The organism is Vibrio diabolicus, assembly GCF_011801455.1.
Classification (GTDB): domain Bacteria; phylum Pseudomonadota; class Gammaproteobacteria; order Enterobacterales; family Vibrionaceae; genus Vibrio; species Vibrio diabolicus.
The window spans coordinates 832576-850957 of the sequence record NZ_CP042452.1 but is presented as its reverse complement, the minus strand read 5'-3'; the positions used below and the strand labels follow the sequence as shown (position 1 = coordinate 850957).

Genomic DNA, 18382 nt, shown 5'->3' with positions numbered 1-18382 from the left:
CCTCAAGAATAAGCAAAAACGGACCAAGTGATTTAATGCCAATAGCTTAACGATGTTTTTGTGTCATTCCAGCGAGCCTTGGCGAGACTAGGAATCTAATAGCAACGTGCTGAGGAGTGGTTAAAGAGACAATTTTGACCATAAAGAGCTAGGATAGAAGATCCTATATCACGCACCTTCGCCGCTGTACAAGATAACGAAATACAAAAAGATGCCACTCGTAGTTAAACGAGCGGCATTAAACCAAGTGGTTCTCGTTTTAATACAGGAACTCCGGTAAGAATCCAGTAACCAGCGTACTCTCCCTTCAACTAGAAACACTCATCCCCAAGTACCATATAAAATCCAATCAACTTCATTTGTAACAAGTTAGGTTTCAAAAATAGGAAATTACCACTGTAAAAATTCACCGCGTTTTGTCTTGCTGCCTATGGTTACAATGTTCGTGAAATCAATGCCTTTAAACCAAGTTACAAGTAAGTGGCACCGAGATGAACAGTGAAGCGAAACAACTTTTTTATCATTTATGTCAGCAATACGATGCGCTTTCTCAAGAATTAGAGTCTCGCGCGTTTCCTGAGTTTTCCGAGACCATCACTCATCCGCTTGGACACTGCTTTGTCCGTTGCCCTGTTGGCAGTCAGCGCTTTTCCATTGTTGCAGTCAACTTTGCGCCCTCCGTTCGCGGGCAAGGTGTGCTTACTGCATTTATCGACTACATTAAAAGCCATCCATATCATTACCAAGGCGTTGAGGTCGCTATCATTGAAAACAAAAGCTTAGCAAAACGACTGTTGTCTCTTGGCTGGAAGTACAAGTCTCTGTTTGGCAAAGTTTTCTTCGCCAGCAAGCCTACCCTAGTGAAGGACTTTCAGTCAGCGTGATGGTTATTACGACACCGCATCGGTACCCAAAGTAAAAACCATCACTCAAAATCCGTAAGCATATTGAGAAAAGTTTGGCGGTCTTCCGTTGTACTACCTTGATGAGCAGTGTATTCGACGTGTTCATCCGCGCTGGCTTTTGGGGATAGATTGATGCCCCACAGCGCGTTAATTTGGTTTGGAACGATGGAGTAACGCACGTCAACAATTCGCATTTCGTTATTCGGGTCTTGCGCTACAAAACCATTTGAAAACCAACGGAAACGTTCGATGTCTTTCGCTTGCTGCGATTGCGGATCGAGCCATGGAAATTGAGTCTTCACATTGAGCTTTGGTGTGGATTCGCCTGGGTAGATTTTTATTGAACGCCCCACTCTTACCGCATCCACATAGTAGTTATCTTCCGTTTCATAAATCACTTTCCAGACCAAAAGATTCCCGAAGGTTGGTTTTGCTTTTAGCTGCAAAGCGCTGTGCTGTCTCTCTTGGACGATTTTCCACCCGGCCGCTTCTGCTCTATCTCGTTGAATAACCCCAAGAGTCAGATAAGCCAGAGACCATAGAAATGCGACACGCGCGTAATTTCGATTTCGCTTCAGTGCGGCAAAGAAAAGCAGGATCAAAATCGGAAGTGAGAAAGCGGGATCGATAACAGAGATCGTATTCCAGGCATAGCGTGTGTTGCTTATCGGCCAAAAAAGCTGAGTCCCATAGCTGGTGCAAGCATCTAACAGCGCATGGGTGCTATAACCAAGGGCACAATAAAACCAACTCTGCCGGAAGCTTAGTCCTCGCTTTTTTGCTAACAACGGATACAACACTAAAGCACAGAGAAAGCTGCCAAAAGGGATAAACAACAATGAATGGGTAAAGTGTCGGTGATATTCCAAAAACAGCAATGGGTCAGTTGATGAACGGATAAGTACATCCAAATCCGGTGCCATCCCTGAAACCACGCCTAACACGCCAGCAGCCACAATGTGCCGCTTGTTACTTGCAGACTGTGGCAAAGCAGCGCCAAGTAAACCTTGCGTTAACGGGTCCATTATTTACGCCCGCAACGAAAATGTAGCCGAGATAGAAGGCATATACGCTTCAAAATAGGCTCAAATTTAAAAACCAGAACGTTCTCCGACATAAATTATCCGTATTTAAGTGGATTGGAAGACACACCTTAATGACGCATTAAAGTGTTCGAAAACAAACACTTTGATTTTAGTGTAAGAAGGAATCGCCCTATTCTCTAGTGAGAAGCGAACCTAAAGCGAGGCTTGTGGTGTACGTCAAAAGTACAAAACTGCGGATTTTACAGATGCAAAAATAAAACAAGGCGAACCGGATGGCTCGCCTTGTTTACTGAAGGATTAACGACAAAAACCTTAGTCTTGAGGGTTTTCTTTCGCGTTGATTTCAGCGTAAGTGTGCAGAAGTTCCGTCAATGTTTTTACCCAATCAAAAACATCCGAAGGTGTATTTTCGAGTAGCTTTTCCACTAGTGCACAGTGTGTTTCTAACGTGATCGCCTCTTCCAAATGGAATGAAATCGCATAGAAATGCCAAAGAACCAGTCGCGTCATTCGCTCGCTATTTTGCTTCGCATTGTCTGAGTCATCAAACGCTTGTTGAATTTCACTCAGTGCGATTGCTGTCATGCGTAACATGGCATCAAGACGTGCAGACAACATACGGTCTTCGCTATCCACTTCTTCTTGATCGAAAGTAAATAGCTCATTCATCACGTCTTCAGGCACCATTTTACTGATCATGCGAGCACTAAACTCTTCCAGTTCATGACGAGGCATGGTTACAAGACAATCGAAGGTGTAATCACGAAGCATAAAATCACTCTAGGTTGGAAATCAATTTCAGCCACGCATTCTAAATACTGAAATCTCAATTGCCAGCGTTTATTTCTATTGAGCTACCGAAAAACTACAGAACACCGTTGATCGCGATACCAACACCAATACGCTGCTGATTATGATCATAGTCAATCAAGCTCTTACCATACCCCGTCGAGTACTGTGCGTATCCCTGAAGTTTGCCCCAGATCGGAAATGACACCCCTAATTCGGCAACGCCTTTATGCGTTTGGAAGTTCTGGCGGCCCAAGAAGGTAAACTCATAACCATTCCATTTGTACGCACTCGATAGCTCAAAGTGCCCCATGTAATCTTCGATATCCGGGTTATCATCACCTTTAGGATCATTCGGAGATGTTTTTTCATCCTCAGGTATACGCCACCACGGTTGAAGAGAAACCGCAAAATTGTCTTTCGCAAAGGTTAAGTTGGCGTAAACACGATTCCAACTGCGCGATAACTCTTGTCTCTGCCCATTCGACTCATGTTCAATACCAAAACCTAACCAAGTCGAGCCATCAAGTGGCTTCCAGTCTGTCGGGGTATAATAAAAAAGCTCAGGACGATAATTGGTTTCACGAAATGGACGCGATGCTGCTCCTGTATACACCTGCCAAAATGACTTTAGCGTCATACCAAAGAACAAACCATCCCCATCAAACAACAAATCGTCGTAGTTCATTGGCACTTTAAAACTAATTTGGAACTCCGCTTCTTCCTTACGCAGCTCATCTCCGTACTTAGTGTCCGCATAAGCACGCTTATTTACGCGATCACTGTAAGTGAACGGCAAGATGTAGTTAACACGATGCGCCACCAAACTAAATGGTTCAAAGGCGTTTTCTCGTTCTGATTCCAAACGTTTGTCGACCAAGCTTTCCTGAAGCTCCTCAGGTTCTTCAATTTCTGGATCAGCGGGCACTGTACTTGTTACTGCATCGAGCTCACACTGCGCGCGAATGCTCTTTATGGTTTCCTCACCTTTGCTTTGCTTAATTTTGTCTAGCAAACATAAATCATAAGCACTGGCTGTTTCTCCCATCGCAACTGGCGCTGCCAATAAGCTCAGTATTGATATCCCTGCCACTTTTGAAGCCATCTGAAACCCTTAATATTCTTTATGTCAAACCAGATAATTTTAATTTTTCTTGGTAAACCGCTTGCCATTCTGGCGTTAAGGTAATGTTAAATGTTCGCCGACTTTACGTCTTGGATAAATACGACAGACCTCAAACATATCGGCCCACTATGAGCAACGCGCCAAAAAAGTCCAAGAGTTGAGCATCATAAATAAAAACAAAAAAGACTCGTTTGCATGATGCTCATATTCCCTATGCAAAATACTGGCTCGCCACTTTGATTGCAAACCCGGCTATGAATAAACCCAAGCCGTAAGCCAAATGCGCCAATGTGCTAAGAAAACGGGCTTTCCAAGGTGTTGGGGTTTTACTGGCAGCAAAACCAAATCCTAGACAAGGTTGAATGACAAAAAATGGGAACACCAACGTGACCACACCAGTGGCTAAGCCGGGCACTAGACTAGGCTCTACCAACCAATGATGCCCAAAAGCAGCAATGTGAGCCAAAGCGAAAACAACACCAATGGCATAGTGCAAAAACCAACCGAGTGCTTTTTCTCCCGACATCGCGTCTGTTGCCATAATTGGCGCATGCATAAGCTTTCCTTTGGGCATATATAAAACCCAGCGCGCAACCAATGCATAGTTTAGTGAGGGAATACCAAACACTCTCCTTTGTAGCCAAGCCCATAAATCCATTATCAAAGTCGCACCAATCCCTATTAGCGCCGCTTGTAATCCTATTAAAAACAGCATTTTTCGCTCCTCAAGTTTTTGATTTGTTAAGGTCTTAGTTGCATGCTACAACTTGAAGTCAATGAGGAATAATATGGATATTGCAGAAGTGGTTAAAAAATCAGGATTGCCGACCTCAACGCTCAGATACTACGAACAGTTAGGGTTAATTCGCTCGATAGGAAGGAATGGATTGAGACGTCAATATACACCAGAGGTACTCAATAAACTCAACTTAATTAGTTTAGGGCGTATCGCTGGAATATCACTTAACGAAATGGCGGAAATGTTGAATCACTCAGAAGCATACATTGATCGTGACTTACTGGCGAAAAAGGCGCTTGAAATTGATGAGCAAATAAAACGTTTGAAAGCGGTTCGAGACAGCCTAAACCATGTTGCTTCCTGTCCTCATGAGTCACATATGGACTGTTCTTCATTTCAGAAGCTTATGAAGGTCGTAAAGCGTTATGTCCCTAAAAAACCGAGATAAAGCACTCTACTTATTCTTGATTTAAAAGGAAGTAACTCGCGGTTGTGAGTTACTCCCTTTCATATTACTTAGCTTGCGATTTTACGTACTTCTTCACTTTTTTCATCGCCATTTTTTGCTTTAACGGTGAAAGGTAATCAATGAACAAGTTACCAGATAGGTGATCAATTTCGTGCTGCATCACAATCGCCAAGAACTCATCGCTCTCGATTGTAATCGGGTTGCCATCACGGTCCAATGCAGACACAACAACTGATGTGTAACGCTCTACATCGGCGTAGTATTCGGGAACAGATAGGCACCCTTCTTGACCAAGTGCTTTGTTTTCTCCGCTCACCACTTCTGGGTTAACTAAGATTAAAGGATCATTACGTTCGTCAGAGATATCGATGACAACAACCGCTTCTTTTCTGCCCACTTGGGTTGAAGCTAAACCGATGCCATTGCCCGTTGCGTAAAGTGTTTCTAGCATATCGTCGATCAACGTTTGTACTGTCGATACATCAGTGACTTTTTCTGCTTTTACTTTAAGCCTTGGGTCTGGAATGGAGAGAATTTCGAGGACTGCCATACTTACCTTTCGTTATCTGTAAATCGTAATTTCCGGCGAATTATACACACGTTTCGGCAGACATAAACATGTTGAGTTTTCGTGGAAAGACCGTTTCGTCTAAAACATTCGATTTTGCTAGAGACCAAAGAGGCACAAAGAAAGAGAAAACAATAACGCCAGCGCGATATGGCTGGCGTCTTTTTTACGTATCTATCTTTAAGCGTTCGTTATATGTGAGTTACGCACTCTTTTGCGCTTTTAGCAAAACCTTAATCGCCATTTTTTCACCACTCTTGAAAATAAAGTACCCGAGACAAACGGTTATTAACGTTAATACAACGATAATAATACTGAACCAGCCTAGTTCCGCTATCACTTCAAATATAGAGATGCCCAAAAACATTAAGATGAGAGAAAACACCACTAAGCTCGATAAATTCCAAAGCAGCACTGAATACCATCTCGTTGTCGAAGGCATTATATTCCCTGTTTTATAGCCAAAATAATATCCTACACTCATCGCTGGTATTAACGTCCCAAGAAAGCCGACACCGTTCATTTCCATGCCAGAAATGTACTCAATAATAAATAGCAGTATGGCCAAACAAACTGATGCCAGACACAAAAGCGACGTTACAAAGAGCACCGAGGGAGCGTTGTTTTCTGTTGAGTAATTATTTTTCGATTCCACTTTCATTTCCTTCCATTTATTTCAATAAAATCAGACTTTAGATCATGCTGCCGCTTGGACAACCTAGAGAAACAACGCCGCCATAACTAGTTGTGGGTGTAGCTACCATGACTAAATCAACAGGAAGAAACACAACGTCCGTTGCTAACGACAAAGGAATGTCAATCAATGAAAGTGGATATAACGCGATGGAAGTAATATCAGATCTTAAATAGCAAGGTTGTCGTGCGACTGATAACGCTGTGCCTGAAAACGGCTTTCCGTATCCGCCACCAGCATGCGCATCTATAGATGAACACCCCACCATTAAAGATGCTGACACCACAAGAAATACAACTTGTAGCTTTTTAAATATATTTATTTTCATTTAACCTAGATTCCAACTAACTATTATTTTTTAAAACTAAACCCTCTCTCTCAAATTGTATATTCAATGAATTTACTCATATGGGCCTAGTGCAACCATGTTAATACGTTCTATGTATTAGAAACAATTCATTTATTTCCAATAGCACCCGTGAGTTCATGCGACGTGACTAGAATCGCACTTAATTTTTTATGCAAGCACCAAGTTAAGCTCAACCTATTCGCTTTCCCGTTGGAGTCGCGTACCTTTCATCTGATGTAAAAAAGCCGCCAGAACCATTTGGCTCTGGCGGCTTTTGTTTTTATCGAAAACTCGATTACTGCTGTAGCTTCGCTTTGGCTTCTACTACTTTGGAGAAGTCTAGGCCCAGCTCTTCCACTGCTTCTTTAATCAATACAGGGTTTTGCATTACCTGCGCCATTAACGCTTGAAGCTGATCTTGTGGCAGACCTAGTTGGCTGATAGTTGCCATTGCAGCCAGAGGGTTTTGAGTTAACGCCTGAAATAGCTCGTTGATTTGCTCGTCGCTAATATTGTTTTCTTTCAACATCGCAAGAATCGGGTTCATCAAATTACCTTTAAATACTATGTAAAACAGACCCGCAGTTTACCATTGGGTTTTGTTAGTTTGCACGCAGACTTTAACCACCACACCACCATCGACCAAGTTATGGTCGAATATTGGTGAACGTTGCGGTAGTGACTCCATCACTTTGCGATGAAAGCGCTTTTATATCCGCGTTAAAGTAATATGGATTAAGTGGCATTTTACTCTCGGCTGGTCGCGCGTAGTAAAGCTTGGCGGGCTGTTTTGCCATTTGTTGCGCGTACAAATATCCGACCAACGCATGTTCAAACTGGTGGTAACCATTTCCCCAATGGAACGCTTTGGTTGATTTAGGATTCAGACCAACACCTCCGTACTGATGATCCACCCACACGTCCATAAAGGTGGGTAATGTATATTGCAACGTTTCTTTCATCGAATCATCGACAAGAGAAACCGTCATCGCCGCTTGATCGAGTTCTGCCCATTCCCAAGACGAGCTATAGTGTTTGTGCGGTCTTGATTGCCAAGCAGGAATGCTCTCTTGCGTCCATTTAGTCTGCCATTCTGGCGAGAAGAACGCTTTGACTTGCTCAAAGTTTTGCTGGTATTGCGCCTGTTTAAGCGTGTGTTTCATTCCTTTGAAACCAAACTCTGTCCAATTGGATTTCCCCAACAACTGACCAGTGAGATACGTCATCCAATACGCTTTGATGGTGTGTCCAAAATCATTGTGTTTCGCATCTGACATCATTACCGCTTTGTGGTGTATCGCGCCATAAAAACGCTGCTCTTTGACGGAATGGTAGTTATCTAGCATCACTTGCGTCAGCCACTCCAGATCTTGTTTCCACTTGGCTTGCGCTGGTTCTGGTAAAAGTGGCGCCGTTAACAACAGGTAGCCATTGATTTGGTCAAGTTGAGCGACTAACTCTTGCTGCTTCTCACTTTCTCCATCACCATCTTTCAAAACCCACGCCAGACCGCGATCATCGCTTCGTCGGTATTGTTTAAATATAAACGCTTGCTGGTCGATAAGTGCTTGTTCAACCTTTGGATCTTGCGTCAAGTAGTAGTACATCGCTAAACCCACCAAGGCGTAAGCTTGGTCTTGAGAAGTTCGCTGTTGCCACTCCATCCCCGGTTTTCCACTACGCGTAAAGCTCACAAAGCCGCCGTTTTTCTCATCTTGTAGATGATCAATCAGGTAATAAGCCCCTTTCTTTGCCAGCTCTAATGCTTGTTTGTCACCCGTAAGATGAAAAAGCACGCCATAAGCGTAAGTTTGGCGCGATTTCATGCGTGTGTATTCGCGATCGAAGTGCGGGATAATCCACCCTTTGTTTAATTCTTCACACGGCTTTTGTGGGTCGAGAATGACACCGTTATCACAACGAAATGTCGGAAAATTCCCCGCAGGTTGCCCATGCGCACTTTCCATCATCCAATATGGGGCTAGGCCATTCGTCACATGGTTTAACCAATCATCCCCCGAAGGCAGCTCCACATCAGCAAAGCTGTTCATGCTCGTCGTTGCGAGCAATAAGGTAAGATATTTAAAAGACATAATGCTCAATTAAGTTATTGAATTTTATCCAGTATAAATAACTCCCTTTACGCATATTGTCGTCGTTGTCACAATCGCCTTACGCATTTGTTTGCATTGTTCATCTGTCTGCCTTATTCGATGACTGAGTCGAGAATAAACGCCACTCTGTCTTCGACTGACATTTTGGGCACTTCGAACAATTGATAACCGAACTTGTGGTATGCATCGACCATCTGTTTATGCGTGGCGACCGCTTCAGAAAAATCTTGCTTTCGCTCTTCATCGTTGCTGAATATCGACGACCACGGTGGAAAAATGAACACTTGAGAATGATAACGAAGCGTCTGGCAATGCGTGATGAGCTCATGCGAGATTGGCAATTGTTCCAACTTGCTGTAGCCATATACGTCCACAATACTGCGATCAAAAAACACGTCCCCCTGGCGGACATTGAAAGCTCGGTAATTGCTCACTTCTGCCTTCATCATTTCGTCTCGAAAGGCTTGTTTGTCATTCCAAGGTAATGCTGAACCGTGATTCGTAACCTGCCTTTGTATTACGTGACGACCTGTTTCTGGCGAGCAGATAAAGCCTTGTGTTTTTAGTTGTTCGATTACCGAGGTTTTTCCTGCACCGGGACCACCAGTGAATACGATGAGTTTATTCAAAATTGTTTCCTTATTTTTTTTGTTTGAGTGAAGTAATGCGGGTACAGCCAAGATAATTGGCATGATCTGGCGTTTGAAATTGGCATTTGGCACGCCAGCGTTAAGCGAGATCGGCAGTGGAATGTTTTGGGATAGAAATGAGCAGTGAAAAAAATATTGATGAAATGAAAGCTTAAACGGCGTGTTCAGCGTTTATGAAAAACGGAGGAATTTTGAGCGAACCAAGCTTGCCCAAAAAATTGGGTTGGAAAATGGAGAGATTGGTTCAGCGGGTTAGCGCGTCAATTGGCTTTCTATATCAAGAAAATGGCACCTAAGCCTAAGAATGCAAAGAAACCGACGACATCAGTAACGGTCGTCAATACTACCGAGCCAGCCACGGCGGGGTCAATGTTAAACTTCTTCAACGTGAATGGTATCAGCGTACCCGATGCCGCAGCCGCCAGACTATTGAGAAAAATTGCGCAGCAGATAATAAGCGCCAATGGCCAAGAGTCAAACACCATGTAGACGACACCCGCGATGACTAATCCCATGATCAAGCCATTAATGGTGGCGATTTTTAATTCCTTATTCACCAATAGCTTCAAGTTACTTTGGTGCAAATGGTTGAGTGCGATACCCCGAATGGCCACCGCTAAGGTTTGGCTACCTGCGATGCCGCCCATACTCGCCACAACGGGCATTAAGATCGCAAGCGCAACGACTTGCTCGACCACATTATCAAAAATACCAATGATGGCAGAGGCAACAAAGGCAGTCAGCAAATTAATCACCAACCAAAGTGCTCTTAGCCTTGTCGCCACAGTTAATGGTGTGAACAAATCTTCTTCGCTTCGTACGTTTTCTGCCACTACAGCTTGTAGGCTGAGTTCACGCAAGGTAATCGCGATGGTCGCCATCGACAAAACGCCCATAATTTTGCCACCAGCCATGATAGGAAACCAATGCGCGCCACCATCAATCGAGACCTGTTTACTGACGCTTTGAATCGTTTGGATATCTTCCAGAATTGGCGTGACTGCGGTCAAGTCTGTGAGTTTGGTATGGTTCTCATGCAGCAACAGGGTTTGAGGTTCTATCGTCCCAATAACGCCTCCGACATCGCGCACAATGATCAATCGCACCGGGCTTTGTCCACGTTTTAACAACTCGTTTTTGATGCCTCCTACGCTGTTTTTAGGATTCGCGACCAAAAAATACGGCTCGGCATATCGTCCTACTTTGTTGTCTTCATACGACAATGCTTGTTGAATGTGCGCGACCGACTCTTCACTTTGGTCGATAAGGTACTCATCCACAAATTCGGTCGGTAGAAAGTCTGCAAAGATGATCAGTTCCGAATCCGTGATGTACGCTAAGCGTTCATGTTGCAGCTCTTTGTTGAGTGATTGATGAATGTGCTTGGCGGTGTCGTATCGCAGCAAATTTAATACCGTCCAGTACTTCTCTGGCGGCACCGCTTCTATCACGCGTTTACGATAAGCAATGTTGACCGACTCCAAAATGTTCGCGATTTGCGCTTCCTGATAGTCTTTCAAAAAACTGAGGTCTTCGGTCGACTCTATCGCTTTAATGATCTCGGCAAGCAAATGAGGCACTTTGCGATTAATTTGTAATTGGCTGGAATCTATCATCATTGTCACCGATTTCCTTGGACATCACGTTAGTGTCAACACGATATCTATTATCTAAAGGCATGAGATCCTGATGTTAAAATTCTAGGCAATGGCGCGCACAATTGCGGAATTTATATTTTGCTCGCAGAAACAGAACGTCTTTGTATAAGGGGATGGTATAAACTTTTAGTGTGCATTAGGCGCATTTGCCTCGTTTGATAATGGAGTAATCAATGGCACCAGTATTTTTTCTGACTCAGCAAGCTGCCTTACCAAGTCGTAAGGTGCTTCGTAAAGTGATTCAGTTTACGACAGCGCTGGCTCAACCCATCGTGGTATTGGTGGAAGACCACCGCCGGAGTGAAGATCACGCGTTCGCGCATTTCCTTAGTTTCAACTCTGACCATATAGAAAAGAGACAAGCTGAGTTTGAAGCTTGGACATCAAAATTTAAAGACTTCGTTATCGAACTTTGTGAAGAAGAGGAAGTTGAAACGCCAACACTCTCTTACGAGCATTTCAAAGGGAGTCATTGGATTGCTCAAGTCGCGAAACGGCTTGTCGACCACACAGATTTACTGCTCGTGGGGCATTTTAACAAGCACGAAATTCAAACCTTACTCACCGAGCTAGCAAAAAACGATTGTGATTTATTACTATTAAGTGAGCGTTCATGGCCTTCTCACGCCAACATGCTTTGCGCGATAGATCCGCTTCATCGCGGAGATGCAAAATCAGTCGTAGATAGAGCCATCGTATCGCGAGGCTCAAAGCTAGAAAAAACCTTGAGCGGAAAAATGACGTTAGTTTACTGCCGCTACGTTGCGCCTTATCTATCTCGCTATCGTGCAGAGATTTTGAGCAATCAAAAAGCAGGCATTACGGACTTTATTACTGCGCAAAAGTTAACACGAGTACCACTACTGCTGCCAGAAGGAAACCCTGAAACGGCGTTACCAAAAGCAGTTAAGCAATCACAAGCGGCAATTCTGATTATGGGCGCATGTAAACGAAGCATGTCATCCCAATTTTGGTCTGGCAGCACTGTAGACACGTTACTTGATCAACCGCCTTGTGACCTGCTGCTCGTCAATAGCACGAAGGATTGATCAGGCTTCCCCATCCCGCCGCATCTTCAATAATATCACGCGCAGTTATTGGCTCTTCATGGTCTCTAACTGCGCGGCTTCATGTTCCGCGTTCAAGGCTTGTTTCTGCTGCTGTTTAACCTCATCCCAACTGCGTCCCGATTCAATCGCAGATACACGCTGCTCGTATTTAGTGCAGGCTCTTTCGAGTACTTTCTCAGGATCTATGCCCTTTTCTCTTTCCAACACTTTTAATACGTTAAGATAGTTCCACAACACATCGCCTAACTCGTCTTCCAAATGACAAAGGCGGTCCTCACGAATCTCTTCACGGACTTCATCGACTTCTTTGCTAATGGCCTCCAGATAAGTCTCTACGCCTTTAAACCAAGTGTTGGTTTGGTCATATTGAGATTTTCTCGTCGCAATTGCGTACAACTCATCAAATTTCTTCATTATCTCTCCGTAGAACGAGTTTTTATTTACGCCTCTTTAGGGCGAATAAACTTCCCTTTTGCCGTCACTCTAACTTCATTATTGACCAGTAATTGAGCCACCAGTTGATATATACCGCGGCGTTCACCTTCACAGTGTGCAGTAATCGTGACGTGCTCATCTAACTCAATAGGTGCATGGTAGCGCACATCCAACTGCGCGGTAAGGGCTTGAATGTCTTTAAATAACAAACAGTGTGTCATTGCACCATCGAGCAGCGAACTCGCAATGCCACCATGCAACAGGTCGGTGTAACCTTGATGACGCGGTAAAACGTGAAACTCTCCGACAACAGAACCATCGGCTAGGCACTGGTAGTTCACAGCCAAAGAGTTCGGATTCGCATCGATTGAAGAACAAACCGCACATTGATAATGAGATTCGTGAGTGGAATGAAAGTGACTGTTTGCGGACATGTTAAGTACTCAGCTTGTAAAAAGAGTAATTAGCATATGCCAATTATTAAAAAGAAACGGCGAGTAATCTTTGTTTGCACGTTGTAGGGCCAACAACCTCATTATCCATAACGTTAAATAATCATTTTCATAATTAACGATAATTTCCAGTTTATTTAGAGTGGCGATAAGGTTTGCATCGTGATTACGCAACGTTATGAAAGGCGACTTATGAAGTTTCTCCACACGATGATCCGTGTTGTTGACCTAGACAAATCTATCGAATTTTATACAAAAGTTCTGGGTATGAGCGTTTTGGATCGTTTTGAAAACCAAGAATACCGTTACTCACTGGTGTTTGTTGGTAGCCCTGATCAACCAGATGGCGCGACCATCGAGCTAACTTATAACTGGGATACCGGCAGTTACGACTTAGGTAACGCATTCGGACACATGGCGCTTGGGTGTGAAGACATTTACGCAGCTTGCGAACAAATCAAAGCGCTTGGTGGCAACGTCACTCGCGAACCCGGTCCAATGAAAGGAGGAGAAACGCACATCGCCTTCATTAAAGATCCCGACGGCTACCCAATCGAACTGATTCAAACTAAACAATAACGAGGTTTCCTATGACAGACGCATTATTTCAACCGATTCAACTTGGCTCTCTCTCATTAAAAAACCGCATCGTTATGCCTCCGATGACGCGCTCTCGAGCCTCTCAACCGGGTAATGTTGCCAACGACATGATGGCCACCTACTACGCTCAACGCGCCGAAGCGGGATTAATCGTTGCAGAAGGCACGCAAATTTCACCAATGGGTCAAGGCTACGCGTGGACACCGGGCATTTATAGCCCAGAGCAAATTGCTGGCTGGAAAAAAGTAACTGATGCAGTGCACGAGAAACGCGGCGTTATCTTCGCGCAATTATGGCATGTTGGTCGTGTGACTCATCCTGACAACATCGGCGGCGAGCAACCTATTTCTTCTTCTGCGCTTAAAGCGGAAAACGTGAAAGTATTTATCGACAATGGCACTGACGAACCTGGCTTTGTCGACGTGGTTGAGCCGCGTGAAATGACCAAACAAGACATCAAGAATGTTATTGAAGAATACCGCCAAGCCGCATTAAACGCGATAAAAGCTGGGTTTGATGGTGTCGAACTTCACGCAGCAAATGGCTACTTGGTTAACCAGTTTATCGATTCTGAAGCGAACAACCGCACCGATGAATACGGCGGCTCAATTGAAAACCGTCTGCGTTTTCTTGGTGAAGTGGTCGAAGCGATGACGCAAGCCATTGGCGCAGATCGTGTTGGTGTTCGCCTTGCACCATTCACTTCGTTAAACGGCACCGTTGATAGCACACCTGTCGACACCTACACCGCTGCTGCTGCGCTGCTTGATAAACTCAATGTTGTTTACATTCACATTGCAGAAGTGGATTGGGACGACGCGCCAGACACTCCACTCGCCTTTAAAACCGCAGTTCGTGAGGCGTATAAAGGCACACTGATCTATGCCGGTCGTTACAACGCAGAAAAGGCGCAATACGCGATTGAAAGTGGCTTAGCCGACATGATCGGTTTTGGTCGTCCGTTTGTTGCAAACCCAGACTTACCAAGCCGCATCAAGCATGGCTACCCACTGGCAGAACATGACTCTGCCACATTGTTCGGCGGCGGTGAAAAAGGCTTAGTGGACTACCCTGCGTATCATGCGGGTTAATTCATCTGCGTAAAGCTGATTCGCAACTCACGACAAACCAATAGCTAACCCAAAAGAACCTTGCTCTTCCCCCTGTGACGCCAAGATGCAGGGTTCTTTTTTAGGCAAGCCACCAAGGGTTAACGTCTTTGACAAGATGTACAACCTCGGCACGCAGAGCGCGTCGTTTTACTTAGTAAACTGCGTTGTACTTTACAGTAGGCGTTTTTGAGTGCGCGGCGGCCTGAAAACCAATCATCCGGTTTAGTGAGGATTAAGTAGCCGTTAAACCTCTTAACCAACTCGGTTCGATTGTTTTCGATAAATCGGCTATCAAACTCGATTTCGAAGTAATCCAACGCTTCTTCGATACAAGTAAAGCTGGCAATTTTTTCCTGAATCGTATTCTCTGTCATCGTTTCTTTAGCGTTATCGTTTTCAATGAAGTTTATGTGTCTCGCGCTTTACGTTCTTTGATTTAGCGCTTCTAACATCACTCTTTCTGGAATTTCCATATTGAAATTCAATTTGGGAATTCGTTATTTCCCCAACCTTTTTATTTTAATAATCACCTTAAGACACTGATTTAAATAAACATTATTTTTGGTTCATATTTTGCTCTACTTCGTTAAACGGAATGTTGGAGGGACACGATATGACTTACAGAGCGGAAGTAGACGGATTAAGGGCGATTGCTGTCACGTTGGTGATTTTGTTTCATGCAGGAGTTGAGCAGTTCGCTGGTGGCTTTATTGGCGTCGACGTATTTTTTGTTATCAGCGGCTATTTGATCACCACCATCGTGATTAACGATTTGGAAAACCAGAAGTTCAGCCTCGGTGATTTTTATGAGCGACGCATTCGCCGCATACTTCCCCTGCTACTGGTGGTGATTGCCGTCAGCTACTTGATGTCTTGGTGGCTGTTTTTGCCACAAGCACACAAAGACGTTGGTCAGTTCGTAGTCTCTTCTATTCTTTCTTCATCCAACATTCTTCTGTATTTAAAAGGCCACAATTACTTCGGTTTAGAAGATCAAGCCAATCCGCTGTTTCACACTTGGAGCTTGGGCGTTGAAGAACAATACTACATTGTCATTCCTTTGCTACTCATGCTACTCGCTCGTGGCAAAAACGCGTTTTTCCTGACTTTTTTTGTCGCGGTATTTGCGCTGAGTTTGATGACTATTGTCTATGCGAGCAACGATCCTGATTTCGCCTTCTACATGATCTTCTCTCGTGCTTGGGAGCTGGCAACCGGTTCATTACTCGCATTAGTGATGAGAAAAGTCCAAGTTCAATCTAATGATACTCTAGCAACCATTGGCATCGTTTTGATATTGGCTTCCGCGCTTTTGTTTGAAAAATCGCAAGATGGCGCGGGTATCACTTTGCTGGTGCCGGTCATCGGTAGCGCGTTGGTGATTTTGTTTGCCTCTAAAGACAATGTCTGCGGTAAATTGCTGAGCCTAAAATGGGTCGTGTTCGTCGGCTTAATCAGCTACAGCTTGTACTTGTGGCATATTCCGCTATTTGTGTTTTACCGCTACATGCTGGATGCAACTCAAGACGTCAATATCCCGATTTACATTGCCGCTCTTTTTATACTGTCTTACTTCACTTGGCGCTTTGTTGAAAAGCCGTTCCGCAGCCGAAAAGCCATGAGCATGCGCACTGTGTCTGCGGTTATTGCGGTTTTGACGTTACCCTTGCTGACGTTCGGCGTTATTGGTCATCAAAACGGTGGTTTTCCAGAAAGAAGTGCATTTTTCGAGGCCATGCGCGTGAACAACGGTTACGGTTTAGATTGCAACGGCAACACCGACGTTAACGATGTGTGCTCGTCTGCGCCGCAGCCCACCATCGCTGTGTTAGGCAATAGTCACAGCATGGTTTACGTGAAGCGTCTGTCCGAAGTAACACCAACTGGCGTGGTGCAACTTACTCAAGATTCCTGTGCGGTCGGTTATATCGACATCATCAAAGATGCTGGCTCAATTTCTTGCCGACAGTTCTTCAAACAGGCAGTCGATACCATTTTGCGTACCCCTTCTATTCGTCGCGTCGTTATCTCTTCCAACTTCAATAAAGAGCTTTCACAAGCCGATTATGAGACATCATTAACTAGATTGTTGAATGAACTGGAAGGGAAAGAAGTGGTCGTTTTCGGACCAACGCCTTCTGCACCTTTTGCGGTAGGAGAATGCCTTTGGAAAGCGCGTTTGTTTGGCGAGACAAAAGAGTCCGCATGCGATTTTTCTCCCAAGCGACATCACCCTCAAAACGTGGCGAAGTTAGTGAACTACTTTGAGCAATTTGAGCACATTGAGTTTGTCGACTTGACCGATGCCATTTGCAGAAATGGAGTATGTCGAATGAAAGTTGGTGCGAACAACGCGATGTATACGGATGACAGCCATTTATCTTACAAAGGTGCGGAGTTGGTGCTTGGGCATTACCACAATAGTGCAAATGAAGCGCAACAGTTCACTTACGACCGACAATAACCAAGAGAGTAAGCTTTTATGCTTCAGCGCTTATCTCAGGTAAGCGCTGAATATTTTAAAGCGAGAGAAAGCCAGCGCGTTTATTTGAAAATGCGTGGGTCAAACGCGAAATCGAGCTTTTCGGCTTTCTTAATGATCTCTTTCATTTTGGGATGATTTGGATTCACCACGTAGTTTTTATCACGAGGTGAAATCGTTGAAGGCACTTGCAGTGCGGCAAACTCGGGATGAGGGTCATTGAGAAACTGGTCACCAATGTACTGTGTAGACTCGCTCGCCGGTATTGCTCGCCACGTCACAGGGAGATCTTCTTCATCTAAGGTGGCGATGAGATATTCGGGCATTTCAATACGATATAAATCGTACAGTTTGGTGATAGCTGGATCGTTATTTACGTGAACAAACACTTCCAACGAGCAAAGGGATTCCGATTCAGAGAAGTAGAGGGCTTCGGTTCCTTTTGAGTTCCATCGCCCTCCAAACAACTTTGCGCCAACGGGGCTGAATGGCGTGTCAGCAAATTTCTTTTGTGTGAGACGATAGAGCTTCATATTACGAGAACACCCCGTGCTCTAAACGGCCGATCAAATCTTTGACGATTTCAAAATCCACCGTGGTCGAGACCATGTCTAGCGGCCTTTTTCCACCTAAGCCGTACACATTCTCTCTCATCCATTTTAACGCGCGCTCTTCGTCGTCAAACAACTCTGTCGCGAGTTTCAATAACATCGCTAATCGATAGATTGCATCACTCTCTTGAGTATTAAAACGCTCATCATTTTTAAGACGACGCTTAATTGTACTAACAGGAATCAGTGTCACATGTTGGAATTCACTTTGAGAAAGCTTTACTCGATCAACAATGTTCCGGTATACCTTGGGCTCAAAGCCTTTGTGAACCGCATCAATACGACCCGTTTCAGCATCTTCAATACCTAGCATAAGCCAGAAATTGGCTTTATGAGATTGTTTCGGCTTAAAGCTTTTTAATGCTGCAGTTGCCATATCAAGCTCCTATGGTTCATATGGTCTAGTCATTATGGTTCAAATGAGCTCAATTATCAATCAAAGTAACAATCAAAGTAAAAAGACAGGTAAAGAAAAAGGCGAGCTTTGCGCCCGCCTCTCTTACTTATTCATCA

At 44.3% G+C, this 18382-nt stretch carries 22 protein-coding genes; 6 read left to right on the top strand and 16 right to left on the bottom strand.

What is annotated here, in order from left to right; translation table 11 throughout:
* The first annotated feature begins 491 nt into the window (after positions 1-491).
* The gene (locus FR741_RS19080; RefSeq protein ID WP_047008310.1) at positions 492-884 is read left to right on the top strand and encodes a hypothetical protein; all 393 of its coding nucleotides are present in this window, start codon (positions 492-494) and stop codon (positions 882-884) included.
* A gap of 41 nt (positions 885-925) precedes the next feature.
* Here FR741_RS19080 and FR741_RS19075 read toward each other — a convergent pair whose 3' ends face one another.
* The 4 genes from FR741_RS19075 to FR741_RS19060 all read right to left on the bottom strand — a co-directional run bounded on the left by FR741_RS19075 (position 926) and on the right by FR741_RS19060 (position 4581).
* The gene (locus tag FR741_RS19075) at positions 926-1930 is read right to left on the bottom strand and encodes a metal-dependent hydrolase (RefSeq protein WP_167427457.1); all 1005 of its coding nucleotides are present in this window, start codon (positions 1928-1930) and stop codon (positions 926-928) included.
* Positions 1931-2263: 333 nt separating this feature from the next.
* The gene (locus tag FR741_RS19070; RefSeq protein WP_005395188.1) at positions 2264-2722 is read right to left on the bottom strand and encodes a hypothetical protein; all 459 of its coding nucleotides are present in this window, start codon (positions 2720-2722) and stop codon (positions 2264-2266) included.
* Between the two features lie 94 nt (positions 2723-2816).
* Complete coding sequence (locus FR741_RS19065) at positions 2817-3845, bottom strand: phospholipase A (protein WP_167427456.1); 1029 nt, start codon at positions 3843-3845, stop codon at positions 2817-2819.
* Between the two features lie 232 nt (positions 3846-4077).
* On the bottom strand, positions 4078-4581 hold the full coding sequence (locus FR741_RS19060; protein ID WP_047008307.1) for a DUF2938 domain-containing protein: 504 nt from the start codon (positions 4579-4581) through the stop codon (positions 4078-4080).
* A gap of 73 nt (positions 4582-4654) precedes the next feature.
* Here FR741_RS19060 and FR741_RS19055 point away from each other — a divergent pair, with 73 nt between their 5' ends.
* Positions 4655-5053 carry a helix-turn-helix domain-containing protein gene (locus tag FR741_RS19055; RefSeq protein WP_167427455.1) on the top strand — a complete coding sequence of 133 codons (399 nt, stop codon included), beginning with the start codon at positions 4655-4657 and terminating at the stop codon, positions 5051-5053.
* 64 nt (positions 5054-5117) lie between these two features.
* Here FR741_RS19055 and def read toward each other — a convergent pair whose 3' ends face one another.
* The 7 genes from def to FR741_RS19020 form a co-directional block, all read right to left on the bottom strand.
* Complete coding sequence (def, locus tag FR741_RS19050; protein ID WP_005388756.1) at positions 5118-5624, bottom strand: peptide deformylase; 507 nt, start codon at positions 5622-5624, stop codon at positions 5118-5120.
* Positions 5625-5844: 220 nt separating this feature from the next.
* A complete protein-coding gene (locus FR741_RS23530; protein WP_054867394.1) occupies positions 5845-6303 on the bottom strand; it encodes an ABZJ_00895 family protein in 459 nt (152 codons plus the stop codon).
* A 31-nt stretch (positions 6304-6334) separates the two neighbouring features.
* Positions 6335-6664 (bottom strand): YceK/YidQ family lipoprotein, encoded by a 330-nt coding sequence (locus FR741_RS19040; protein WP_080253353.1) that lies wholly within the window; start codon positions 6662-6664, stop codon positions 6335-6337.
* 316 nt (positions 6665-6980) lie between these two features.
* On the bottom strand, positions 6981-7232 hold the full coding sequence (locus FR741_RS19035) for a DUF2999 family protein (protein WP_005395194.1): 252 nt from the start codon (positions 7230-7232) through the stop codon (positions 6981-6983).
* A gap of 100 nt (positions 7233-7332) precedes the next feature.
* Positions 7333-8778, bottom strand: coding sequence for an AGE family epimerase/isomerase (locus FR741_RS19030; RefSeq protein WP_167427454.1), 1446 nt, complete (start codon positions 8776-8778; stop codon positions 7333-7335).
* A gap of 113 nt (positions 8779-8891) precedes the next feature.
* The gene (locus FR741_RS19025) at positions 8892-9428 is read right to left on the bottom strand and encodes an AAA family ATPase (RefSeq protein WP_167427453.1); all 537 of its coding nucleotides are present in this window, start codon (positions 9426-9428) and stop codon (positions 8892-8894) included.
* A gap of 293 nt (positions 9429-9721) precedes the next feature.
* Positions 9722-11068, bottom strand: a complete 1347-nt coding sequence (locus tag FR741_RS19020) for a magnesium transporter (protein ID WP_167427452.1) — start codon at positions 11066-11068, stop codon at positions 9722-9724.
* Positions 11069-11280: 212 nt separating this feature from the next.
* Here FR741_RS19020 and FR741_RS19015 point away from each other — a divergent pair, with 212 nt between their 5' ends.
* Complete coding sequence (locus FR741_RS19015) at positions 11281-12156, top strand: universal stress protein (protein WP_167427451.1); 876 nt, start codon at positions 11281-11283, stop codon at positions 12154-12156.
* Between the two features lie 45 nt (positions 12157-12201).
* Here the strand turns inward: FR741_RS19015 and FR741_RS19010 are convergent, their stop codons facing one another.
* Positions 12202-12591, bottom strand: coding sequence for a MazG nucleotide pyrophosphohydrolase domain-containing protein (locus FR741_RS19010; RefSeq protein ID WP_167427450.1), 390 nt, complete (start codon positions 12589-12591; stop codon positions 12202-12204).
* Positions 12592-12617: 26 nt separating this feature from the next.
* Positions 12618-13046, bottom strand: a complete 429-nt coding sequence (locus FR741_RS19005) for a PaaI family thioesterase (protein ID WP_045627353.1) — start codon at positions 13044-13046, stop codon at positions 12618-12620.
* A 210-nt stretch (positions 13047-13256) separates the two neighbouring features.
* Between FR741_RS19005 and gloA the strand changes: the two genes are divergently transcribed.
* Together gloA and FR741_RS18995 are read left to right on the top strand one after the other, a co-directional pair.
* Positions 13257-13643: a lactoylglutathione lyase gene (gloA, locus tag FR741_RS19000; RefSeq protein WP_167427449.1), complete on the top strand. Its 387-nt coding sequence runs from the start codon at positions 13257-13259 to the stop codon at positions 13641-13643.
* Between the two features lie 11 nt (positions 13644-13654).
* A complete protein-coding gene (locus tag FR741_RS18995) occupies positions 13655-14755 on the top strand; it encodes an alkene reductase (protein ID WP_167427448.1) in 1101 nt (366 codons plus the stop codon).
* A 119-nt stretch (positions 14756-14874) separates the two neighbouring features.
* Here the strand turns inward: FR741_RS18995 and FR741_RS18990 are convergent, their stop codons facing one another.
* Positions 14875-15150 (bottom strand): nitrogenase-stabilizing/protective protein NifW, encoded by a 276-nt coding sequence (locus FR741_RS18990; protein ID WP_005498697.1) that lies wholly within the window; start codon positions 15148-15150, stop codon positions 14875-14877.
* A 239-nt stretch (positions 15151-15389) separates the two neighbouring features.
* Here FR741_RS18990 and FR741_RS18985 point away from each other — a divergent pair, with 239 nt between their 5' ends.
* A complete protein-coding gene (locus FR741_RS18985; protein ID WP_167427447.1) occupies positions 15390-17240 on the top strand; it encodes an acyltransferase family protein in 1851 nt (616 codons plus the stop codon).
* 80 nt (positions 17241-17320) lie between these two features.
* On the opposite strand, the gene FR741_RS18980 is transcribed toward FR741_RS18985, so the two are convergent.
* Positions 17321-17791, bottom strand: coding sequence for an RES family NAD+ phosphorylase (locus FR741_RS18980; protein ID WP_005376497.1), 471 nt, complete (start codon positions 17789-17791; stop codon positions 17321-17323).
* Between the two features lies 1 nt (position 17792).
* Positions 17793-18245, bottom strand: coding sequence for a type II RES/Xre toxin-antitoxin system antitoxin (parS, locus tag FR741_RS18975; RefSeq protein WP_006742299.1), 453 nt, complete (start codon positions 18243-18245; stop codon positions 17793-17795).
* Positions 18246-18382: the final 137 nt, after the last annotated feature.

What these genes read in the sequence shown, in the direction of transcription:
- FR741_RS19080 (WP_047008310.1), top strand. Translation starts at nt 492, where the DNA reads ATGAACAGTGAAGCGAAACAACTTTTTTATCATTTATGTCAGCAATAC.
- FR741_RS19075 (WP_167427457.1), bottom strand. Translation starts at nt 1,930, where the DNA reads ATGGACCCGTTAACGCAAGGTTTACTTGGCGCTGCTTTGCCACAGTCT.
- FR741_RS19070 (WP_005395188.1), bottom strand. Translation starts at nt 2,722, where the DNA reads ATGCTTCGTGATTACACCTTCGATTGTCTTGTAACCATGCCTCGTCAT.
- FR741_RS19065 (WP_167427456.1), bottom strand. Translation starts at nt 3,845, where the DNA reads ATGGCTTCAAAAGTGGCAGGGATATCAATACTGAGCTTATTGGCAGCG.
- FR741_RS19060 (WP_047008307.1), bottom strand. Translation starts at nt 4,581, where the DNA reads ATGCTGTTTTTAATAGGATTACAAGCGGCGCTAATAGGGATTGGTGCG.
- FR741_RS19055 (WP_167427455.1), top strand. Translation starts at nt 4,655, where the DNA reads ATGGATATTGCAGAAGTGGTTAAAAAATCAGGATTGCCGACCTCAACG.
- def (WP_005388756.1), bottom strand. Translation starts at nt 5,624, where the DNA reads ATGGCAGTCCTCGAAATTCTCTCCATTCCAGACCCAAGGCTTAAAGTA.
- FR741_RS23530 (WP_054867394.1), bottom strand. Translation starts at nt 6,303, where the DNA reads ATGAAAGTGGAATCGAAAAATAATTACTCAACAGAAAACAACGCTCCC.
- FR741_RS19040 (WP_080253353.1), bottom strand. Translation starts at nt 6,664, where the DNA reads ATGAAAATAAATATATTTAAAAAGCTACAAGTTGTATTTCTTGTGGTG.
- FR741_RS19035 (WP_005395194.1), bottom strand. Translation starts at nt 7,232, where the DNA reads ATGAACCCGATTCTTGCGATGTTGAAAGAAAACAATATTAGCGACGAG.
- FR741_RS19030 (WP_167427454.1), bottom strand. Translation starts at nt 8,778, where the DNA reads ATGTCTTTTAAATATCTTACCTTATTGCTCGCAACGACGAGCATGAAC.
- FR741_RS19020 (WP_167427452.1), bottom strand. Translation starts at nt 11,068, where the DNA reads ATGATGATAGATTCCAGCCAATTACAAATTAATCGCAAAGTGCCTCAT.
- FR741_RS19015 (WP_167427451.1), top strand. Translation starts at nt 11,281, where the DNA reads ATGGCACCAGTATTTTTTCTGACTCAGCAAGCTGCCTTACCAAGTCGT.
- FR741_RS19010 (WP_167427450.1), bottom strand. Translation starts at nt 12,591, where the DNA reads ATGAAGAAATTTGATGAGTTGTACGCAATTGCGACGAGAAAATCTCAA.
- FR741_RS19005 (WP_045627353.1), bottom strand. Translation starts at nt 13,046, where the DNA reads ATGTCCGCAAACAGTCACTTTCATTCCACTCACGAATCTCATTATCAA.
- gloA (WP_167427449.1), top strand. Translation starts at nt 13,257, where the DNA reads ATGAAGTTTCTCCACACGATGATCCGTGTTGTTGACCTAGACAAATCT.
- FR741_RS18995 (WP_167427448.1), top strand. Translation starts at nt 13,655, where the DNA reads ATGACAGACGCATTATTTCAACCGATTCAACTTGGCTCTCTCTCATTA.
- FR741_RS18990 (WP_005498697.1), bottom strand. Translation starts at nt 15,150, where the DNA reads ATGACAGAGAATACGATTCAGGAAAAAATTGCCAGCTTTACTTGTATC.
- FR741_RS18985 (WP_167427447.1), top strand. Translation starts at nt 15,390, where the DNA reads ATGACTTACAGAGCGGAAGTAGACGGATTAAGGGCGATTGCTGTCACG.
- FR741_RS18980 (WP_005376497.1), bottom strand. Translation starts at nt 17,791, where the DNA reads ATGAAGCTCTATCGTCTCACACAAAAGAAATTTGCTGACACGCCATTC.
- parS (WP_006742299.1), bottom strand. Translation starts at nt 18,245, where the DNA reads ATGGCAACTGCAGCATTAAAAAGCTTTAAGCCGAAACAATCTCATAAA.